The organism is Nocardioides hankookensis (assembly GCF_042658885.1).
Lineage (GTDB): Bacteria > Actinomycetota > Actinomycetes > Propionibacteriales > Nocardioidaceae > Nocardioides > Nocardioides hankookensis.
This window is the reverse complement of sequence record NZ_JBHSRJ010000004.1, coordinates 88,213-106,326: the sequence shown is the minus strand read 5'-3', so window position 1 is coordinate 106,326 and position 18,114 is coordinate 88,213. Positions and strand designations below refer to the sequence as shown.

Annotated in this window: 22 protein-coding genes; 14 read left to right on the top strand and 8 right to left on the bottom strand. The window is 72.5% G+C overall.

Annotation, left to right across the window (positions count from 1 at the left end; all coding sequences use genetic code 11):
• Window positions 1-3: 3 nt before the first annotated feature.
• Genes ACFPYL_RS06905 through ACFPYL_RS06895 form a run of 3 tightly spaced genes read right to left on the bottom strand, consistent with a single transcriptional unit; the run spans window position 4 to window position 2,187 of the window.
• A complete protein-coding gene (locus ACFPYL_RS06905) occupies window positions 4-405 on the bottom strand; it encodes a hypothetical protein (protein ID WP_379152149.1) in 402 nt (133 codons plus the stop codon).
• Window positions 406-415: 10 nt separating this feature from the next.
• Window positions 416-1,642, bottom strand: coding sequence for an MFS transporter (locus tag ACFPYL_RS06900; protein ID WP_379152146.1), 1,227 nt, complete (start codon window positions 1,640-1,642; stop codon window positions 416-418).
• Window positions 1,639-2,187, bottom strand: a complete 549-nt coding sequence (locus ACFPYL_RS06895; RefSeq protein ID WP_379152143.1) for an ArsR/SmtB family transcription factor — start codon at window positions 2,185-2,187, stop codon at window positions 1,639-1,641. Before ACFPYL_RS06895 ends, ACFPYL_RS06900 begins: the two co-directional genes overlap by 4 nt.
• Before the next feature lie 72 nt (window positions 2,188-2,259).
• Here ACFPYL_RS06895 and ACFPYL_RS06890 point away from each other — a divergent pair, with 72 nt between their 5' ends.
• The 3 genes from ACFPYL_RS06890 to ACFPYL_RS06880 all read left to right on the top strand — a co-directional run bounded on the left by ACFPYL_RS06890 (window position 2,260) and on the right by ACFPYL_RS06880 (window position 4,626).
• Window positions 2,260-3,051: an exodeoxyribonuclease III gene (locus tag ACFPYL_RS06890; RefSeq protein ID WP_379152140.1), complete on the top strand. Its 792-nt coding sequence runs from the start codon at window positions 2,260-2,262 to the stop codon at window positions 3,049-3,051.
• A gap of 67 nt (window positions 3,052-3,118) precedes the next feature.
• Window positions 3,119-4,180: a DNA recombination protein RmuC gene (locus ACFPYL_RS06885; RefSeq protein ID WP_379152137.1), complete on the top strand. Its 1,062-nt coding sequence runs from the start codon at window positions 3,119-3,121 to the stop codon at window positions 4,178-4,180.
• Entirely contained in the window at window positions 4,177-4,626 is a 450-nt protein-coding gene (locus ACFPYL_RS06880) for a DUF6542 domain-containing protein (RefSeq protein WP_379152134.1), read from the top strand. Before ACFPYL_RS06885 ends, ACFPYL_RS06880 begins: the two co-directional genes overlap by 4 nt.
• Here the strand turns inward: ACFPYL_RS06880 and ACFPYL_RS06875 are convergent.
• Together ACFPYL_RS06875 and ACFPYL_RS06870 are read right to left on the bottom strand one after the other, a co-directional pair.
• A complete protein-coding gene (locus ACFPYL_RS06875) occupies window positions 4,569-5,195 on the bottom strand; it encodes an L-threonylcarbamoyladenylate synthase (RefSeq protein WP_379152131.1) in 627 nt (208 codons plus the stop codon). The genes ACFPYL_RS06880 and ACFPYL_RS06875 overlap by 58 nt on opposite strands.
• An 8-nt stretch (window positions 5,196-5,203) precedes the next feature.
• A complete protein-coding gene (locus tag ACFPYL_RS06870; protein WP_379152129.1) occupies window positions 5,204-6,205 on the bottom strand; it encodes a 4-hydroxy-3-methylbut-2-enyl diphosphate reductase in 1,002 nt (333 codons plus the stop codon).
• A 46-nt stretch (window positions 6,206-6,251) separates the two neighbouring features.
• Between ACFPYL_RS06870 and xseA the strand changes: the two genes are divergently transcribed.
• The 4 genes from xseA to ACFPYL_RS06850 all read left to right on the top strand — a co-directional run bounded on the left by xseA (window position 6,252) and on the right by ACFPYL_RS06850 (window position 9,072).
• On the top strand, window positions 6,252-7,499 hold the full coding sequence (xseA, locus tag ACFPYL_RS06865) for an exodeoxyribonuclease VII large subunit (protein WP_379152126.1): 1,248 nt from the start codon (window positions 6,252-6,254) through the stop codon (window positions 7,497-7,499).
• Window positions 7,483-7,707: an exodeoxyribonuclease VII small subunit gene (locus ACFPYL_RS06860; RefSeq protein WP_379152123.1), complete on the top strand. Its 225-nt coding sequence runs from the start codon at window positions 7,483-7,485 to the stop codon at window positions 7,705-7,707. The genes xseA and ACFPYL_RS06860 overlap by 17 nt, the downstream gene beginning before the upstream one ends.
• A 66-nt stretch (window positions 7,708-7,773) precedes the next feature.
• Complete coding sequence (locus tag ACFPYL_RS06855; protein ID WP_379152120.1) at window positions 7,774-8,271, top strand: SigE family RNA polymerase sigma factor; 498 nt, start codon at window positions 7,774-7,776, stop codon at window positions 8,269-8,271.
• Window positions 8,272-8,289: 18 nt separating this feature from the next.
• Entirely contained in the window at window positions 8,290-9,072 is a 783-nt protein-coding gene (locus ACFPYL_RS06850) for a hypothetical protein (RefSeq protein WP_379152117.1), read from the top strand.
• Here ACFPYL_RS06850 and ACFPYL_RS06845 read toward each other — a convergent pair.
• A complete protein-coding gene (locus ACFPYL_RS06845) occupies window positions 9,069-9,644 on the bottom strand; it encodes a DUF4245 family protein (protein WP_379152114.1) in 576 nt (191 codons plus the stop codon). The two genes, ACFPYL_RS06850 and ACFPYL_RS06845, sit on opposite strands and share 4 nt — an antisense overlap.
• Window positions 9,645-9,678: 34 nt before the next feature.
• Here ACFPYL_RS06845 and ACFPYL_RS06840 point away from each other — a divergent pair, with 34 nt between their 5' ends.
• The 6 genes from ACFPYL_RS06840 to glpX are packed head-to-tail and all read left to right on the top strand — an operon-like array spanning window position 9,679 to window position 14,995.
• Window positions 9,679-10,914 (top strand): SLC13 family permease, encoded by a 1,236-nt coding sequence (locus ACFPYL_RS06840; protein ID WP_379152112.1) that lies wholly within the window; start codon window positions 9,679-9,681, stop codon window positions 10,912-10,914.
• 24 nt (window positions 10,915-10,938) lie between these two features.
• Window positions 10,939-11,334, top strand: coding sequence for a TOBE domain-containing protein (locus ACFPYL_RS06835; RefSeq protein ID WP_379152109.1), 396 nt, complete (start codon window positions 10,939-10,941; stop codon window positions 11,332-11,334).
• On the top strand, window positions 11,331-12,101 hold the full coding sequence (gene modA, locus ACFPYL_RS06830) for a molybdate ABC transporter substrate-binding protein (RefSeq protein ID WP_379152106.1): 771 nt from the start codon (window positions 11,331-11,333) through the stop codon (window positions 12,099-12,101). Before ACFPYL_RS06835 ends, modA begins: the two co-directional genes overlap by 4 nt.
• Before the next feature lie 3 nt (window positions 12,102-12,104).
• Window positions 12,105-12,890 carry an ABC transporter permease gene (locus ACFPYL_RS06825; protein ID WP_379152104.1) on the top strand — a complete coding sequence of 262 codons (786 nt, stop codon included), beginning with the start codon at window positions 12,105-12,107 and terminating at the stop codon, window positions 12,888-12,890.
• Entirely contained in the window at window positions 12,887-13,963 is a 1,077-nt protein-coding gene (locus tag ACFPYL_RS06820; RefSeq protein WP_379152101.1) for a sulfate/molybdate ABC transporter ATP-binding protein, read from the top strand. The genes ACFPYL_RS06825 and ACFPYL_RS06820 overlap by 4 nt, the downstream gene beginning before the upstream one ends.
• A gap of 9 nt (window positions 13,964-13,972) precedes the next feature.
• A complete protein-coding gene (gene glpX, locus ACFPYL_RS06815) occupies window positions 13,973-14,995 on the top strand; it encodes a class II fructose-bisphosphatase (RefSeq protein WP_379152098.1) in 1,023 nt (340 codons plus the stop codon).
• Here the strand turns inward: glpX and ACFPYL_RS06810 are convergent.
• Complete coding sequence (locus tag ACFPYL_RS06810) at window positions 14,960-15,793, bottom strand: esterase/lipase family protein (RefSeq protein WP_379152096.1); 834 nt, start codon at window positions 15,791-15,793, stop codon at window positions 14,960-14,962. The two genes, glpX and ACFPYL_RS06810, sit on opposite strands and share 36 nt — an antisense overlap.
• Window positions 15,794-15,903: 110 nt before the next feature.
• Between ACFPYL_RS06810 and ACFPYL_RS06805 the strand changes: the two genes are divergently transcribed.
• Window positions 15,904-16,854 (top strand): alpha/beta fold hydrolase, encoded by a 951-nt coding sequence (locus tag ACFPYL_RS06805; RefSeq protein ID WP_379152093.1) that lies wholly within the window; start codon window positions 15,904-15,906, stop codon window positions 16,852-16,854.
• Between the two features lie 88 nt (window positions 16,855-16,942).
• Here ACFPYL_RS06805 and ACFPYL_RS06800 read toward each other — a convergent pair whose 3' ends face one another.
• A complete protein-coding gene (locus ACFPYL_RS06800) occupies window positions 16,943-18,025 on the bottom strand; it encodes an ABC transporter ATP-binding protein (RefSeq protein ID WP_379152091.1) in 1,083 nt (360 codons plus the stop codon).
• Window positions 18,026-18,114: the final 89 nt, after the last annotated feature.

Here is an 18,114-nt window from a genome sequence, read left to right as displayed (position 1 = left end):
GAATCACGGTACGGCGGTCTGCCGGTTCCAGGCGAAACGCAGCACGGTCAGCGAGAACACCAGGGTGAGCGCGACGATCAGCGCCTCGATCGCACCGCCCCCTCCGGAGGTGAAGATGCCGTTCTCCACGTCGTACAGGAAGTCCATGCCGAAGAGGTAGAGCCCGGCCGAACCCGCGCAGGTGAGCCAGAACGCCGCCGAGCGCTGCTCGCGGGTCAACGCGACCAGCGCCAGGACGCACGCGGCGCCGAGCCACAGGTCGGCGAGCGGGAAGGCGTTCTCGAAGTCGTAGTAGGCCTGCGTGTGCGCGCTGGCGAGCACGTCGCGGTCGGTGAACCAGATCGACCAGTAGGCGATGTCGATGACGATCGCGATCACGAGCATGACCTGCACCGCGCGTCTCATCGTGGGGTCCTCATGGGCGCGATCCAACCAGGTCCGCCTCCGGTCGGAGGCTGATCGCGCGGATCGCCGGCCGGGAGAGCGGGACGACCATCAGCAGGGCCATCGCGAGGCCGAAGCCGGCGCACGCCCACGCCGGCCCGAACGCCGACGCGACGACGCCGAAGACGACCATGGCCAGCGGCATCAGCACGTCGTCGCCGAGCATCTGGATGGACGCCATCCGGCCGAGGTACTCCCCGTCGACAGTGCCGACGAAGACGGCGGACAGCAGCGCCGAGGCGGCCCCGGACGTCGCGCCGATGACGGCGCACGCGAGCGCCGTCGTGACGAGCGGTCCCGCGCCCAGGAGCGCGATCGCGCCGCCCTGGAGGACCAGGAACCAGAAGCCGGCGGTCGCCTCGTGCCGCGGCCGCCACCGGAAGAGCGCGAGCGCGCCGAGGGCGGCGCTGAGGCCGACGACGGCGTTCAGCAGTCCGAGCGTGTGTGCGCCCCAGTGGGCGTCGCGGACGTGCAGCGCCAGCCCGAGCGAGAGCGCCGGGGTGACCGCGAGGTTGAGCCCCGACAAGGTGAGCACGAGGGTCCGGGTCGCCGGCACGTCGCGCAGGTGGGCGAAGCCGCGGACGATCCCGCGGACCGCGGGCTCCGCCTCGGCCCGGGGCAGGGGGTAGCGCGGTCGCAGCGCGAGCGCGAGGTAGCCCACCACCAGCCCGAAGGTCACCGCGTTGGCGATCGCGCTGCCGCCGATCCCCCAGGTCGCGACGACGGCGCCGCCGAGCGCGGCCCCGGCCATGCCGCCGAGGCGGTTGGCCGTCTGGCTGGCGCCGGCGTACTCCGGGAGCGTCTCGGCCGGCACCAGCTGGCGGCCGATCGTGGCGGCCGACGGGACGTAGATGGCGTCGCAGATCCCGAACCCCGCGGCCGCGAGGGCCAGCAGCGGCACCGAGGCCCCGTGGATCGCGACCAGGACGGCGGTGACGAGCAGCACCACCACGCGTACGGCGTTCACGAGCAGCATCACCCAGCGGGTCTGGAGCCGGTCGGCGACGATCCCGCCGACGAGCAGCACCACCGCACGCGGCAGCGTCCCGGCGGCCACGACCAGCCCGGCGACGGCAGGTGAGGCGACCTGCACCGCCGTCCAGGCCAGCGCGACCGTCCACACCGCGTCACCCGCGGCGGACAGCCCCTGGAGTCCGATCCAGCCCAGGACCAGCCGGTCCCCGCGCAGCCCCTTCACGGCCGCGTCGGGAAGCCGTAGGAGAACACGAAGACCGGGCGTCGCTCGGTGCCGTCCTCGGGGTCGATGCGCTCGCGCCACTCGCGCGTCACGACCCGCAGGGCCTCGGAGAGCTCCTCGAGCTCCTGCGGGCTCGCCATCGCCAGCGCGTCGGAGCTGAACGCCGCGTGCCGCCAGGCCGGGTCCGCGCGCTCCGACTCGCGCATCCACGCCGAGAGCTTGGCGAGGTGGTGGTCGGTGTTCAGCCGCTGCGCTGCCTTGGCCTGCATCCGCTCGGCGGCGTCGGCGAAGTCGTCGACCGACCAGGTCACGCTGTCCTGGTCGAGGCGCCACCAGCTGGTCCGACCGTCCGTCGCGAGCTCCGGCGCGGGCGCCACGACGCCGGCGCGCTGGAGCATCCGCAGGTGGTGGCTGATGCTGCCGACCTGCTGCCCCAGCTCCCGCGCCAGCGTGCCGACCTGGGTCGGGCCGTGCAGGAACAGGTAGTCGACCATCCGCCGCCGCGTCGGGTGGTGGAAGGCCCGGAGGGTCTCGATCGAGGTCATGCCCGCGACGCTAGGCGCGCCCTCCGACATCTACAAGAGTTCTTGTACATCTCCGGTCGTAGGGTGACGCCCGTGCGCATCGCGACCTGGAACGTCAACTCCCTCCGGACCCGGATCGACCGCGTGGAGGCCCTGCTGGACCGGCACGAGATCGACGTGCTGGCGCTCCAGGAGACCAAGGCGCGCGAGGAGCAGCTGCCGCTGATGGGGCTCCAGGCCCGTGGCTACGAGATCGCCGCCGCCGGCACCAACCAGTGGAACGGCGTCGCGATCCTCAGCCGGGTCGGGCTCGAGGACGTCGAGATCGGCTTCCCCGGCCAGCCGGGGTTCACCAAGGAGCTGGACACCCCCGCGGAGGCCGAGTCGCGGGCGATCGGCGCGACCTGCGGCGGCGTACGCCTGTGGTCGCTGTACGTGCCCAACGGCCGCAAGCCCGACGACCCGCACTACGTCTACAAGCTGGAGTGGTACGCCGCCCTCCGCGAGGCCGCGCGCGGCTGGCTGGACCGCGACGCCGTGCTGGTCGGCGACTGGAACGTCTGCCCCACCGACGACGACGTCTTCGACGTCACCCAGTTCAAGAACTCGACCCACGTGACGCCGGCCGAGCGCGCCGCCTTCTTCGCGTTCCTCGAGGACGGCTGGGTCGACACCGTGAAGCCGTACGACGCCGGCTACACCTACTGGGACTACTACCGGCAGCGCTTCGAGCGCAACCGCGGGCTGCGCATCGACTTCGCGCTCGGCTCGCCGTCGTTGGCCGACCGGGTCACCGGCGCGCAGGTCGACCGCGACGAGCGCGACCCCGCCCAGGGCACCGGCGCCCCCTCCGACCACGCGCCGGTGATCGTCGACCTCGCGTAGCGGTGGTCGAGGTGCGAGCGGAGCGAGCCTCGAAACCACTGTCGGTGGTCACCACCATGCTGGGCCTATGGAGATCCTGACGCTCTTCCTCACGCTGCTGGTGGGCCTCGTTCTCGGTGGGGCCATCGGCGCGGTCGTCGGCACGCTCTGGTCCCGGTCCCGCCCGTCCTACACCGGCGGCGTGGTCGACCAGGCCGAGGTGATGCAGGGCCTGGACCGGCTCAGCGACCAGATGCACCACCTGGACCGGGCCCGCGCCACCTGGCAGGGGCAGTTCGACGCCCAGGTCGGCCAGCTCCAGCGCGAGACCCACGCCCTGTCGACGGCGTTGCGCAAGCCGCAGGTGCGCGGCCGCTGGGGTGAGCTGCACCTACGGCGGGCCGTCGAGCTCGCCGGCCTCGTGGACCGCTGCGACTTCGCGGAGCAGGTGCGGCTCGACGACGGCGCACTGCGGCCCGACCTCGTGGTCAACCTGGTCGGCGGCCGGCAGGTCGTGGTCGACGCCAAGGTGCCGCTCGACGCCTACCTCGAGGCGACCAGCACCGACGACGAGGACGAGCGCGAGCACCACCTGCGCCGGCACGCGGTCCAGCTGCGCGCCCACGTCGACACCCTCGGCGCGAAGCGCTACTGGCGCTCGCTGGAGGAGAGCCCGGAGTTCGTGGTGCTCTTCGTGCCGGCCGAGTCGTTCCTGGCCGCCGCGCTCGAGACCGACGGGTCGCTGATCGAGTACGCCGCGGCGCGGCAGGTCGTGCTGGCGACGCCGACCACGCTGATCGCGCTGCTGCGCACGGTGGCGCACGGGTGGAGCCACGAGGCGCTCGCCGACCAGGCGCGCGACATCCACCGGCTCGGGCGCGAGCTGCACGAGCGGCTGGCCAGCATGAACGGCCACCTCGACCAGCTCGGCCGCTCCCTCAACGCCGCGGTCGGCCACTACAACCAGACCGTGGGCTCCCTGGAGTCGCGGGTGCTGGTCTCCGCGCGCCGGTTCGGCGACCTGCCCGCGCCCCGCCAGGTGGAGTCCACGACCCGTGCGGTCGACGGCGCGGGCACCCCAGGGCTCCATGCGGTCGACCGGCGCGGCGCCGACGACGACGGCGCCGCGGACCATAGCGTGGCCCTGTGAGCCAGAGGACCCTCTGGGAAGAGGGGCACGAGCCCGGCCGCCAGGTGGCCGTGCTCGGAGTCGCGCTCACACTCACGATCACCGCGCTGGACCTGCTCGTCTTCGGGCACCTCACGGTCCTCTTCGACATCTGCTTCGTGCTGGTCTGCGTGCTGCTGGCGCTGCTGGTGCGGCCGCGGGACTTCTTCACCGTCGGCGTGCTGCCGCCGCTGCTGATGGTCGGCGCGTTCGTGCTGATCGGGAGCACCCGCCCCGACGTGATCGCCGACGACACCGACGGCGTCGTCCAGGCGGTCGTCAGCGGGCTCTCCCACCACGCCGGGTCGCTGATCACCGGCTATGCGCTGGCGCTCGGGGTGCTCGCGCTGCGGCACCGCGTGCTGAGCCGTCAGGCCGCCTCGAACCGGCTCGGGTCCCCGGCGCCGACGCGCACGACCTCGGGATAGCCCTCCGACCAGTCGATGACGGTGGTCGGCTCCGCGAGGGTCTCCCCCGCCTCGACCACGACGTCGACCTGGTGGTCGAGCTCCTCCTTGATCTCCCAGCCCAGGCTGCGGGGCTCGGTCTCGTCGGGGAGGATCAGCGTGCTCGTCAGCAGCGGCTCACCGAAGGTGTCCAGCAGCGCCTGCACGAAGACGTGGTCGGGGATGCGGACCCCGACGGTCCTCTTCTTCGGGTGCATCAGCCGCCGCGGCACCTCCTGGGTCGCCGGGAGGATGAACGTGTACGGCCCCGGCGTCGCCGCCTTGATCGCCCGGAACGCCGTGTTGTTGACCTGCACGAACTGGCCGAGCTGGGCGAAGTCCTTGCACATCAGCGTGAAGTGGTGCCGGTCGTCGAGCCCGCGGATCCGCAGGATCCGGTCGCGGCCGTCCCGATTGCCGAGCCGGCAGCCCAGCGCGTAGCCGGAGTCGGTCGGGTAGGCGATCAGCTGGTCGTCGCGCAGGGCGTCGGCGATCTGGTCGAGCAGCCGCTGCTGCGGGTTGTCGGGGTGGACGTCCAGGTAGCGCGCCATCGTGCGACTCAGACCCGTCCGGCGGCCTTGAGGTCGCGCCGCAGCTCGGGCGGGAGCGCGAAGATCAGCGACTCCTCGGCGCTGTGCACGGCCTGCGCGTCGGGGTAGCCGCGCTCGGCCAGGAAGGCGAGCACGCCGTCGACCAGCGCCTCCGGGACACTGGCGCCCGACGTCACGCTGACGGTGCGGACGCCCTCCAGCCAGGCCTCGTCGATCTCGGAGGCGTCGTCGACGCGGTACGACGCCTTGGCGCCGGCCTCCAGCGCGACCTCGACCAGGCGCACCGAGTTGGAGGAGTTGCCCGAGCCGACCACGATCACCAGGTCGGCCGCCGAGGAGATCTCCTTGACGGCGAGCTGACGGTTCTGGGTGGCGTAGCAGATGTCGTCGCTCGGCGGGTCGAGCAGGTCGGGGAACCGCTCGCGGATCGCGGCCACCGTCTCCAGCGTCTCGTCGACCGACAGCGTGGTCTGGGAGAGCCAGGCGACCCGCTTCGGGTCGCGGACGACGATGCCGGGCACGTCGGCCGGGCTCTGCACCAGCTGGATGTGGTCGGGAGCCTCGCCCGCGGTGCCCTCGACCTCCTCGTGGCCGGCGTGCCCGATGAGCAGGATGTCGTAGTCCTCGCCGGCGAAGCGCTTCGCCTCGTGGTGGACCTTGGTCACCAGCGGGCAGGTCGCATCGATCGTCTTGAGCGAGCGCTCCCCGGCCTGGCGGTGCACCTCGGGCGAGACGCCGTGGGCGGAGAAGACGACGGTCTGGCCGGCCGGCACCTCGTCGAGCTCCTCGACGAAGATCGCGCCGCGCGACTCGAGGTCGGCGACCACGTGCTTGTTGTGGACGATCTGCTTGCGGACGTAGACGGGCGCGCCGTACAGGTCGAGCGCCTTCTCCACGGTGATGACCGCCCGGTCGACGCCGGCGCAGTAGCCGCGCGGCGCCGCCAGCAGGACCGCCTTCTCGGCGTCCTCCGGCGACAGGATCGGGGGCATCCCCATGTCGGTCGTCATGGTGTCCAGTCTAGGAGTGTCGGCCTGATCCCCTAATCTCGCCCGCATGGCCATGGAGACCTCGCTCGAGTCCCCGGCCCCCGTGCGCCAGGTCGCCAACGCGATCGCCGGCTGGGTGGACCGCCTGGGCGCTGTCTGGGTGGAGGGCCAGGTCGCCCAGGTCAACCGCCGCCCGGGCATGAGCACCGTCTTCATGACGCTGCGTGACGCGGTGGCCGACATCTCCGTCACCGTCACCTGCTCGCGCACCCTCTTCGACGGCCTGAACCCGCCGGTCGTCGAGGGCGCCAGCATCGTCGTGCACGCGAAGCCGTCGTACTACGCCAACCGCGGCACCCTGTCGCTCTACGCCCGCGACATCCGGATGGTCGGCCTCGGCGAGCTGCTCGCCCGCCTCGAGCGCCGACGGCAGCTGCTGGCGGCCGAGGGCCTCTTCGCGCTGGAGCTGAAGCGGCCGCTGCCGTTCCTCCCCGGCACCGTCGGGCTGGTGACCGCGCCCAACAGCGCGGCCGAGCGCGACGTCCTCGAGAACGCGAGGCGCCGGTGGCCGGCAGTCACCTTCGAGGTCGCGTACGCCGCGATGCAGGGCCAGCGCTCCGCGGCCGAGGTGATCGAGGCGGTGGAGCGCCTCGACCGCAACCCGGCCGTCGACGTCATCGTGGTCGCGCGCGGCGGCGGCTCGGTGGAGGACCTGCTGCCGTTCTCCGACGAGGCCCTGGTCCGGGCCGTCGCGGCCGTGCGCACGCCGGTCGTCAGCGCGATCGGCCACGAGCCCGACCAGCCGCTCCTCGACCTGGTCGCCGACGTGCGCGCCTCCACCCCGACCGACGCCGCCAAGCTCGTCGTGCCCGACGTCGCGGAGGAGCAGCGTGGCGTCACGCACGCGCGCGACCGGGTCCGCGCCGCCGTGCGCGGGTGGCTGGCCCGCGAGCAGGCCGGCCTCGACGCGCTCCGCTCCCGACCGGCGCTGGCCGACCCGCGCAGCCTGCTCGACGCCCGCCTCGACGAGGTCGACCAGCTCCGCGACCGCGCCCGCCGCACCCTCGGGCACGCGCTCGACCGGGCCGCCGACGACATCGGCCACCAGCGGGCGCGGGCCCGGGCGCTCTCGCCGCTGGCGACCGTCCAGCGCGGGTACGCCGTCCTCCAGGACGCCGACGGCCACGTCGTCACCTCGGTCGCCGGCGTCGCCGCCGACCAGCAGATCAGCGTGCGCGTCGCCGACGGCCGCATCCACGCCACCACGACGAGAACCACACCGATCGACAGGGAGCTCGATGGCCAAGAAGACTGAGGACGAGACGCCGTCGTACGAGGCCGCCCGGGAGGAGCTCATCGACGTGGTGCGCCGCCTCGAGGCCGGTGGCACGACGCTCGAGGAGTCGCTCGCGCTCTGGGAGCGCGGCGAGGCCCTGGCCACGATCTGCCAGGACTGGCTCGACGGCGCCCGGCAGCGGCTCGACGCGGCGATCGACGCCGACGGGGACGACGAGAACGAGTAGGACTGCAACACTTCCGGTCCCGCGCCCCTCTGGACGGGTGTGATGACCGATGTGGTGGATGAACCTGTGACGGCGAGCCGCCGGACCGCGAGCTTCGAGGAGTTCGTCGTCGCGACCGGTGACCGGATGCTGCGGACGGCGGTGCTCCTGACCGGCGACCGGCATGCCGCCGAGGACCTGGTGCAGAGCGCCTACGCCCAGGCCTTCGCCCGGTGGCGGCTGGTGAGCAGGGCGGACAACCCGACGGCGTACACCCGGGCGATCCTGACCCGGCTGTTCCTCTCGGACCGGCGGCGCAAGCGGGTCGCGGAGCTCCCGCTGCTCCCCGGTGCCGACGCCCCGGCGGCGAGCACCGACCCGGCGCTCCGGCTCTCCCTCGTCGAGGCGCTGGGCACGCTGCCGCCGCTCGACCGCGCGGTCCTGGTGCTCCGCTACTTCCACGACCTCCCGGTGGCCGAGGTCGCCGGCCAGGTCGGGCTCTCCGAGTCCGCCTGCCGCACCCGCGCGTCCCGCGCGCTCGCCCGGCTCCGCACCCACTTCCCCGACCTGGCCGACGAGGCCTGAGAGACCGAGGACACGACCATGAAGCTGCACGACTCCCTCGACCACGCCGTCGCCGACGTCTCGGCCGACCTCCCCGCCCTCGTCTCCGGCTCCCGCAGGCAGGGGTTGTCCCTGCGCCGGCGGCGCCGGGCGCTGGCCTCCGTCGGCACCGCCACGGCAGTCGCCCTCGTCGCCGTCGGCGCGTACGCGCTGCTGCCGGGCAGCGACGGGCCCGACTCGACGGGCACCGACGTCGCGACCCAACCGCACCCCACGCTCAGCGGCGAGGCCGCACCGATCACGCCGGCCGGGGTCGCCGTGGCGCTCGAGGAGGCCGTCGCGGCGGTCGCGTCCGGCACCTCCGACCGGTTCCAGGGTGACGTGTCGGAGGGCGATGCGATGGCGGCGCTGCTCTTCCACCCGCTCGGCAGCACGGATCCGGCAGGTCAGGTGATGGTCAACCTGCAGCCGCTCGAGAGCGTCGAGGGACCGCCGTACCGGTGCGAGGCCTTCATGACCCGGTGTCACGTCCGGAAGCTGTCCGACGGCGACACCCTGCGGACCTACCACGACGACGGCGACAGCGAGTTCGGCGCCGCCTCGAAGCGCGCGATCGCCGAGGTGCTCTCACCCCGCCGCGACCTCCGGGTCGTCGTCTTCGCGCTCAACACCAACCCGTGGGCGGGCGGCGAGTACCAGACAGAGCCGGTCCTGGCCGTGCCCGGCCTCACCGAGATCGCGACTCAGCCGTGGTGGAGCCTGTCGACCCTGCCGGTCGAGTACGTCGAGGCCGGCCACGACCTCGACCTGTACCAGGGCTAGGGATTCAGCGGGGCGTCGGTCAGCGTCCCGACGAAGGTCCGCAGCGCCTCCGGGTCGCCGGAGCTGTAGACCAGCACCGTGTCGTCACCGTGCTCGGTGGTGTAGGCGTGGTCGCCGTCGGTGTCGACCCAGGCGGTCCAGGTGCCGACGTCGGTGGTGAGCCCGCGACTGTCGTCCTCGGTGGCGCCGCCGCCGACGTACTTCGTCAGCAGGTCGCGCTCGGAGGCGTTCTCCTGGTGCAGCCCGGCGGTGTGCTCGTCGTCGGTCGCGAAGACCAGGTCGAGCGAGGGCCGGTCGCCGGCGACGAAGCTGGCGTCCTTGACGTACCAGCCGTCCGGGAGCTCTGCCGGGTAGAGCGGCGTGAGGCCGAGCTGCTGCACGCTGGTGACGAGCTCGACGTAGTCGATGTGCTCGGGCTCGTAGTCGGGGGTGTCGCGGAAGGCCGCACGGACGACCACGATGCCGAGCACGACCACCACCAGCACGATCATCGAGCCGATCAGGCCACCGGTGGACCGGTTGTAGCGGCCCGCCTTCTCCGGCTGGCTCGGCGCGGTCGTCGGCTCACTCACCGGAGCAGTTTCCCAGGTGCCCTAGGGTCGCGTCGTGGCGGCCCTCGATCTCATCCCGGTGGCCGCCCTGCTCGCGCTCCTCGCGACGGCGTACGCCCACCCGTCGGGCCGCGTCGAGGCCGGCGTCGGCCTGGTCGCCGCGCTCGTCACCCTCGCGACCGGGATCCTGTCCTGGTCCGACGTCGAGGACACCGTGCGCCACCTGGGACCGGTCGTGCTCTTCCTGGTGACGATCCTGGTCGTCGCCGACGTGTGCGCGCGGGCGGGCCTGTTCGCTGCCGCAGCCGCTCGGGTCCGCGAGGTCGGGGGCGGCCGGGCGGTGCCGATCTTCACCGGTGTCTTCCTGCTGGCCGCTGCCGTCACGGCGGTGCTCAGCCTGGACGCGACCGTCGTGCTGCTGACCCCCGTCGTCGTCGCGGCCGCCGTCAGCAGCGGCACGTCATACCGTCCCGGCGCCCACGCCTGCCTGCGGATGGCCAACTCGGCGTCGCTGCTGCTCCCGGTCTCCAACCTCACCAACCTGCTGGCGATGCCGCACCTGGACCTGACCTTCGGCGGGTTCGCGCTGGTGATGGCGCCGGTGCTGGCCGTCGTCCTGGTCGTGGAGTACGTCGCGCTCCGCCTGCTCTTCCGCCGCGAGCTCTCCGCGCCGCCGGGCCCGGCGTACGCCGAGGAGACGCCGCCGCTCCCCCGCGTCCCGTTGGTCGTGGTGCTCCTGATGCTGGTCGGCTTCGGGGTCGGCTCGCCGCTGGGGGTCGAGCCGTTCTGGGTCTCCGGCGCGGCGGCGCTGGTCCTCGTCGGATGGGCCCGCCGGCGCGGGCTGCTCGGCGTCCCCGACGCCGTCCGGGCGGCGCACCCGGCGTTCGCGCTGTTCGTGCTGTGCCTGGGCGTCGTCGTCGCCGCGCTCGCGACCGGCTTCCTGGGCGACTGGGTCAACGACGCGCTGCCGGACGGCACCGACTTCGCGAGCCTGCTGCTGATCGCCGTCCTGGCGACCGTGCTCGCCAACCTGCTCACCAACCTGTCGGCCACGCTGCTCCTCGTCCCGCTGCTCGCACCCCTGGGCGACACCGCGGTCCTCGCGGCCCTGCTCGGCCTCAACATCGGCTCCGGGCTCAGCTACACGGGCTCGCTCGCCAACCTGCTGTGGCGTCGGGGCATGGTCCGGCTCGGCCACCCGCCGTCGCTGCGGGAGTTCCACCGGGTGTCACTGCTGGTGACGCCGGTGAGCCTCGTTGCCGCAGTTGCGGCACTATCACTCGTCACGTAGCCGCATCTGCGGCATGATCTTCGCGTGACGACCTACCGGATCGCGGAAGCAGCCGAGCTGCTCGGCGTCAGCGACGACACCATGCGGCGCTGGGTCGAGGCGGGCCGGGTGTCCAGCACCAAGGACGACGGACGGACGGTGGTCGACGGGAGGGAGCTCGCAGCCCTCGCGGAGTCGCTCGCCGAGCACCCCGACCGCGAGGCGACCCGTGCGGCCTCCGTCAGCGCTCGCAACCGGCTCGCCGGGATCGTCACGAACGTCAAGAAGGACACCGTCATGGCCCAGGTCGAGATGATCTGCGGTCCCTACCGGATGGTCTCGCTGATGAGCTCGGAGGCCGCCGAGGAGCTCGGCCTCGAGCCCGGCGTACGCGCCATCGCCTCCGTCAAGTCCACCAACGTCGTCGTGGAGCGTCCATGAAGAAGTCCCTGATCGCGCTCGTCCTCACCCTGCCGCTCTCCCTGGGCCTCGCCGCCTGCGGCAGCGACTCCGAGGGAGGTGACGGCGGCGACACCACGACCCTGACCGTGTACGCCGCGGCCTCGCTGACGTCGACGTTCGAGCAGATCGGCAAGGAGTTCGAGGCCGAGCACGACGGCGTGAAGGTCGAGTTCGACTTCGGCGGCTCCTCAGACCTGGTCACCCAGATCACCGAGGGTGCTCCGGCCGACGTGTTCGCGTCCGCCGACACCGCCAACATGGACAAGCTGGTCGACGGCGACCTGGCCGACGGCGACGCGCAGGACTTCGCGACCAACACCCTCGAGATCGCGACCCCGCCGGACAACCCCGCGGGCGTGGCCAGCTTCCAGGACCTGGCGAAGAAGGGCCTCCAGCTGGTGGTCTGCGCGCCCGAGGTGCCGTGCGGCGCGGCCACCCGGACGATGGCCGACAACCTGGGCGTCACGCTCACTCCGGTCAGCGAGGAGCAGTCGGTCACCGACGTGCTCGCGAAGGTCACCTCGGGCGAGGCCGACGCGGGGGTCGTCTACGTCACCGACGTGAAGGCAGCCGGGGACACGGTCACCGGGGTCACCTTCCCGGAGTCGGGGGACGTCGTGAACACCTACCCGATCGTGCCGGTCGCCGACAGCAAGGAGTCCGACCTCGCGAGCGAGTTCGTCGACTTCGTGCTCGGCGACACGGGCCAGGGCATCCTCCAGGACGCCGGCTTCGGGCAGCCTTAGCGGGTGAAGCAGCGGCAGGTCGGCCTCCCCGGCTGGATCTTCGTTCCCGCCGCGCTCGGCGCCGCCCTGGTGCTGCTGCCGCTGGTCGGGATGGTCTCGCGCGTCGACTGGGGCAGCTTCGTCGAGCTGGTCACCTCGGACTCGGCGCTGACCGCGCTGGTGCTGAGCCTGAAGACCTCGCTGGTCGCCACCGCGCTCTGCCTGCTGCTCGGCGTGCCGATGGCGCTGGTCCTCGCCCGCACCACCTTCCGCGGCCAGGGCCTGGTGCGCTCGCTGGTGCTGCTGCCCCTGGTGCTGCCCCCGGTGGTCGGCGGCATCGCGCTGCTCTACACGTTCGGCCGGCGCGGGCTGCTCGGCGAGGAGCTCGACGCGCTCGGTCTCCAGGTCGCGTTCTCGACGGCCGCGGTCGTGCTGGCGCAGACCTTCGTCTCCCTGCCCTTCCTCGTCGTCAGCCTCGAGGGGTCGCTGCGCAGTGCGGGTGCGCGCTACGAGGAGGTGGCCGCGTCGCTCGGCGCGCGGCCGACGACGGTCTTCCGCCGGGTCACGCTGCCGCTCGTGCTGCCCGGCCTGGTCTCGGGGGCGGTGCTGTCGTTCGCCCGGGCGCTGGGCGAGTTCGGCGCCACGATCACCTTCGCGGGAAGCCTCGAGGGCACCACCCGGACGCTGCCGCTCTTCATCTACAACCTGCGGGTCGTCGACCCGGACGCCGCGGTGGCCATGTCGCTGGTGCTCGTCGGGGTCGCCGTGCTCGTGATCGCCTTCGCCCGCCCGGGACGGAGCACCTGGTGAGCCTCCGGCTCGACGCCCGCGTCACCGAGCGCGACGTCGACGTCTCGCTCGAGGTCGCCGACGGCGAGACGGTCGCCGTGCTCGGGCCCAACGGCGCGGGCAAGTCGACCCTGCTCGCTGTCGCGGCGGGGCTGCTCCGCCCCGACACGGGCAGCGTGGTGCTGGACGGCGTCGAGCTGACCGGCCCCGGTGTCTGGGTCGCCCCGCACGCGCGCCGGATCGCGCTCCTCGCCCAGGACCCCCTGCTCTTCCCGCACCTGAGCTCGCTGGACAACGTGGCGTTCGGCCCCCGCAGCCGCGGCGTACGGCGACGGCCCGCGCGCGAGCAGGCGCGGTCGTGGCTGGCGGAGGTCGGCGTCGCCGAGCTCGCCGACCGCCCGCCCGGCGAGCTGTCCGGCGGCCAGGCGCAACGCGTCGCGGTGGCCCGCGCGCTGGCCGCCGACCCCCGGCTCCTGCTGCTCGACGAGCCGATGGCCGCACTGGACGTCGCCGTACGACCGGCGCTGCGGCAGTCGCTGCGTCGGGTGCTGGCCGACCGGACGGTCGTGCTCGTCACCCACGACGTGCTGGACGCCCTGCTGCTCGCCGATCGGGTGGTCGTGGTCGACGCCGGCCGCGTCGTCGAGGCCGGGCCGACGGCCGAGGTGCTCACGCGCCCGCGGAGCGCGTTCGCGGCGCGGATCGCCGGCCTCAACATGGTGCGTGGCTCCTGGCACGACGGTGCCGTGGCGGCCCCGGACGGCCACGTCGTACGCGGGTTGGCGACCGATCCGGCACCGGTCGAGGGCGACGAGGTGGTCGCCGTCTTCCGGCCCCACGCCGTCTCGGTGTTCCGGGAGCCACCGGGCGGCAGCCCGCGCAACAGCATCCGCGTCACCGTGACGGACCTCGAGCCCTTCGGCGACCAGGTGCGGGTGCGCGCCACGCCATCCGACGGACAGGACCTCGCGGCCGACGTGACGTCGCTGTCGGCGGCCGAGCTCGACCTCGTCCCGGGGGCCTCCGTCGTCTTCAGCATCAAGGCGACCGAAGTGTCGATCTATCGAACCAGAACAGAAATCCAGGACCGCTAGAGTCGCCTCATGACCGAGCCTGAGAGCCTCACCGTCGCTCCCGAGTCGCCCGATCGCAACCTCGCCCTCGAGCTGGTCCGGGTGACCGAGGCGGCCGCGATGGCCGCCGGTCGATGGGTCGGGCGCGGCGACAAGAACGGTGCAGACGGGGTCGCGGTCAACGCCATGCGCGTGATGATCTCGACCATCGGCATGAACGGCACCGTGGTCATCGGCGAGGGCGAGAAGGACAACGCCCCGATGCTCTACAACGGCGAGCGGGTCGGCGACGGCACCGGTCCCGAGTGCGACGTGGCGGTCGACCCGATCGACGGCACGACGCTCACCGCCAAGGGCATGAGCAACGCCGTCGCCGTGCTCGCGGTCGCCCCCCGCGGCTCGATGTACGACCCCTCCGCCGTCTTCTACATGGACAAGCTCGCGACCGGGCCCGAGGCCGCCGACGTGGTCGACATCCGCTACCCGGTCGCGGAGAACATCCACCAGGTCGCCAAGGCGAAGGGCGGCAAGGCCGAGGACGTCACCGTGGTGCTCCTCGACCGTCCCCGGCACGCGGGTCTCGCGGAGGAGATCCGCAAGACCGGCGCCCGGATCAAGTTCATCGTCGACGGCGACGTCGCGGGCGCGATCTCGGCGGCCCGGCCCGACAGCGGGGTCGACCTGCTGCTCGGTGTCGGCGGCACGCCGGAGGCGATCATCACCGCCTGCGCGATGAAGTCCATGGGCGGCGTGATCCAGGGACAGCTCTGGCCGCAGGACGACGATGAGCGCCAGAAGGCCCTGGACGCGGGCCACAACCTCGACCGCGACTTCGTGCTCGGCACCGACGACCTGGTCACCGGCGACGACTGCTTCTTCGTCGCCACCGGCATCACCGACGGCGACCTGATGCGCGGGGTGCGCTACTACGCCGGCGGCTGCACCACGGAGTCGCTCGTGATGCGCTCGCGCAGCGGCACGATCCGCAAGATCAGCTCGGAGCACCAGCTCCAGAAGCTACGCGCTTTTGCCGCGATCGACTTCCACGGCTGAGCCGCTCGTCCGCAGCAGGCTGTCGCCGACGACGTCGATGACGCGCGGGTCGAACGCCATGCCCAGGTGGGACGCGGTGACCTCGACCTGGTGGGCGACCGGGTCGATGCACGCCCGCCAGTCGACGATGCCGTCGCGGCGGGAGTAGACCGAGGTGAAGCCGATGCCGGCCGGCATCGGCGCGCGACACTCCTCGAAGCTCTGCCGGGCGCACGCGCCGGCCACGCAGTCCTCCGCCATCAGCCCGGGGACGCCGGCCCTGCTCAGCCGCACCAGCATCTCGACGCTCGCGCTCAGCGAGCGGTGGTGCGCCCCCGGCGCCAGCATCGGGCTGCCGAGCGTCACGACGTTGGACACCAGGTCGGGACGGCGTACGGCGACCCCGCGGGCCAGCATGCCGCCGAGGCTGTGCCCGACCACCTGCACGCGGGTGCCGCGCCGGATCGAGATCGACTCCAGCCGCGCCTCGAGCTGGGCGGCCGCGTTGAGCGTGCACCCGACGTTGGCGTGGATGTGGGAGCGGTAGGTGCGGAAGCCCTGCGCCCGCAGCGAGCGGGACATCAGGGCGAGGGTGCCGTCGCCGGCGAGGAAGCCGGGGACGAGCAGCACCGGGTCGCCGAGGCGCGAGCCCGCACGCTGGGCGTACGGCGTCTCGCGGCGGGTCCGGCGGTCGCCGGCGGCGCGGAGCGCGAACCGGCCGATCTCGACGACGGCGCTGCTCTCGCGCAGCACCGCGCCCACCGCGGGGGCGGCGAAGCCCTCCGGCAGCAGGAAGTCGGCCAGCGCGTTGCTCGGCATGCCCTCCACGTTACGACGACGCACGGACAGAATCCCGGTTATCGGTCAGCTGGTGTCGCATTGCTCTCCCGCCCTCCCGGCACCGCACCGACCAGTGGTTGACTGGTCAAGTGCCTCCCGGAACACGACGTACCCGCACCGCGGCCTCCGAAACGCCGGTCCAGGCCACCGTCCCCGCCTCCGAGGAGCTGGTGGCACCGGTCGGTCGCGGCATCGAGCTCTGCTACCAGACCTTCGGGGATCCCGACGGCGACCCGCTCCTGCTGGTGATGGGCCTCGGCGGACCGATGACCTGGTGGGACACCGAGCTCTGCGAGGCGCTCGCCCGGGCCGGGTTCTTCGTGGTCCGCTACGACAACCGGGACACCGGCCGCTCGACCATCCTCGACGCCCGGGTCTCCCGCGCGATGCTGGTCCGCGCGTTCGCCGGCGTCCGGGTGCGGGCGCCGTACGGCATGGCGGACCTGGCCGACGACGCCTTCGGGCTCCTCGACCACCTCGGTCTCGACTCCGCGCACGTCGTCGGGGTCTCGATGGGCGGGATGGTCGTGCAGACCATGGCGGTCGCGCACCCCGAGCGGGTCCGGTCGCTGACCAGCATCATGTCGACGACCGGCAAGCGGACCGTCGGCTGGCAGGACCCCGTGGTGCTCCCGCGGCTGCTCGCCCCGACCAAGCCCGGCCGTGAGGCGTACGTCGCGAGCAACCTCGCCTTCACCCGGCTGACCGGCTCGCCGGCCTACCCGGACACCGAGGAGCGGATCCGCGAGCGCGCCGAGACGACGTACGACCGCGGGCTGCACCCCGCCGGCACGGTGCGGCAGATGCTCGCCGTGCTGACCCAGCCCAACCGCGGCAGCCGGTTGCGCGGCGTCCGCGTCCCGGCCCTGGTCGTGCACGGGCTCGCCGACAAGATGGTGCACGTCTCGGGCGGGCGGGCCACGGCGGCCGCGATCCCCGGGGCCGAGCTGCTGCTCATCGACGGCATGGGCCACGACCTGCCGGTCGCCCTCTTCGAGACGTTCGTCGCCGGCATCCGGCGTACAGCCGACAGAGCCTGAAACAGCCTGAAATGCCGACCCGGCGCCAGTTTGCACCCGTGAGGGTGAAACTGGCGCCGGGTCGACTGCAAACTGGCGCCGGGTCGGCTCAGTCCGAGAGACGCTCGCCCGTGTCGGTGTCGAAGACGTGCACGTTGTGCGGGTCGGTCGTGACGTAGACCGTCTCGCCCTTCTGCACGTGGTCGCGGCCGTTGACACGGATGATGATGTTGTTGGGCGTGCCCTCGACACCGCTGGTGCCGTAGACGAAGGCGTCCGAGCCGAGGTCCTCGACCACGGTCACCCGGACCGGCATGCCGGCCTCGCTGTTGCCGACGATCCGCCACGCCTCGGGACGGACGCCGACGGTGATGTTGCCCTGCATCTTGGCGGCCGCGGCCGGGTCGACCGGCACGGCGTACTCGCCGATCTGGGCCTTGCCGTCGGCGGCGGTCGCCTCGAGGAGGTTCATCGCCGGCGAGCCGATGAAGCCCGCCACGAAGAGGTTGACCGGCTTGTCGTAGAGACCCAGCGGGGTGTCGACCTGCTGGAGGTAGCCGTCCTTCATGACCGCGACGCGGTCACCCATCGTCATGGCCTCGACCTGGTCGTGGGTGACGTAGACGGTCGTGACGCCCAGGTCGGCCTGGAGCTTCGCGATGTCGGTGCGGGTCTGCACGCGCATCTTCGCGTCGAGGTTCGACAGCGGCTCGTCCATGCAGAAGACCTGCGGCTGACGCACGATCGCGCGACCCATGGCGACGCGCTGACGCTGACCGCCGGAGAGCGCCTTCGGCTTGCGGTCGAGGTACTCGGTGAGCCCGAGGATCTTGGCGGCGTCCTGGACGCGCTTGTTGCGCTCGTCGCCGGGCACCTTCGCCATCTTGAGGGCGAAGCCCATGTTGTCGGCGACCGACATGTGCGGGTAGAGCGCGTAGTTCTGGAACACCATCGCGATGTCCCGGTCCTTCGGGGGCATGTTGGTGATGTCGCGGTCCCCGATGAAGATCTTCCCCTTGTTGACCTCCTCGAGCCCCGCGAGCATCCGCAGGGTCGTGGACTTGCCGCAACCGGAGGGGCCGACGAGGACCATGAACTCCCCGTCGCCGATCTCCAGGGAGATGCCCGGGACTGCGGGCTTGTCGGCACCGGGATACCAGCGCTGAGCCTCTTCGAATCGAACTGTGGCCATGCTTGAACAACTCCTTCACCGGCAGGTACGTGCCGGACGATCCGTAGTAAAGGTGAGCGGGCTCACAGTAGCGGGTGCGCCTCCCGCGC

Excerpts from the sequence above, each read along its gene's own strand:
- ACFPYL_RS06905 (WP_379152149.1), bottom strand. The coding sequence starts at position 405 with ATGAGACGCGCGGTGCAGGTCATGCTCGTGATCGCGATCGTCATCGAC.
- ACFPYL_RS06895 (WP_379152143.1), bottom strand. The coding sequence starts at position 2,187 with ATGACCTCGATCGAGACCCTCCGGGCCTTCCACCACCCGACGCGGCGG.
- ACFPYL_RS06885 (WP_379152137.1), top strand. The coding sequence starts at position 3,119 with ATGGAGATCCTGACGCTCTTCCTCACGCTGCTGGTGGGCCTCGTTCTC.
- ACFPYL_RS06875 (WP_379152131.1), bottom strand. The coding sequence starts at position 5,195 with ATGGCGCGCTACCTGGACGTCCACCCCGACAACCCGCAGCAGCGGCTG.
- ACFPYL_RS06870 (WP_379152129.1), bottom strand. The coding sequence starts at position 6,205 with ATGACGACCGACATGGGGATGCCCCCGATCCTGTCGCCGGAGGACGCC.
- xseA (WP_379152126.1), top strand. The coding sequence starts at position 6,252 with ATGGCCATGGAGACCTCGCTCGAGTCCCCGGCCCCCGTGCGCCAGGTC.
- ACFPYL_RS06860 (WP_379152123.1), top strand. The coding sequence starts at position 7,483 with ATGGCCAAGAAGACTGAGGACGAGACGCCGTCGTACGAGGCCGCCCGG.
- ACFPYL_RS06850 (WP_379152117.1), top strand. The coding sequence starts at position 8,290 with ATGAAGCTGCACGACTCCCTCGACCACGCCGTCGCCGACGTCTCGGCC.
- modA (WP_379152106.1), top strand. The coding sequence starts at position 11,331 with ATGAAGAAGTCCCTGATCGCGCTCGTCCTCACCCTGCCGCTCTCCCTG.
- glpX (WP_379152098.1), top strand. The coding sequence starts at position 13,973 with ATGACCGAGCCTGAGAGCCTCACCGTCGCTCCCGAGTCGCCCGATCGC.
- ACFPYL_RS06810 (WP_379152096.1), bottom strand. The coding sequence starts at position 15,793 with ATGCCGAGCAACGCGCTGGCCGACTTCCTGCTGCCGGAGGGCTTCGCC.
- ACFPYL_RS06800 (WP_379152091.1), bottom strand. The coding sequence starts at position 18,025 with ATGGCCACAGTTCGATTCGAAGAGGCTCAGCGCTGGTATCCCGGTGCC.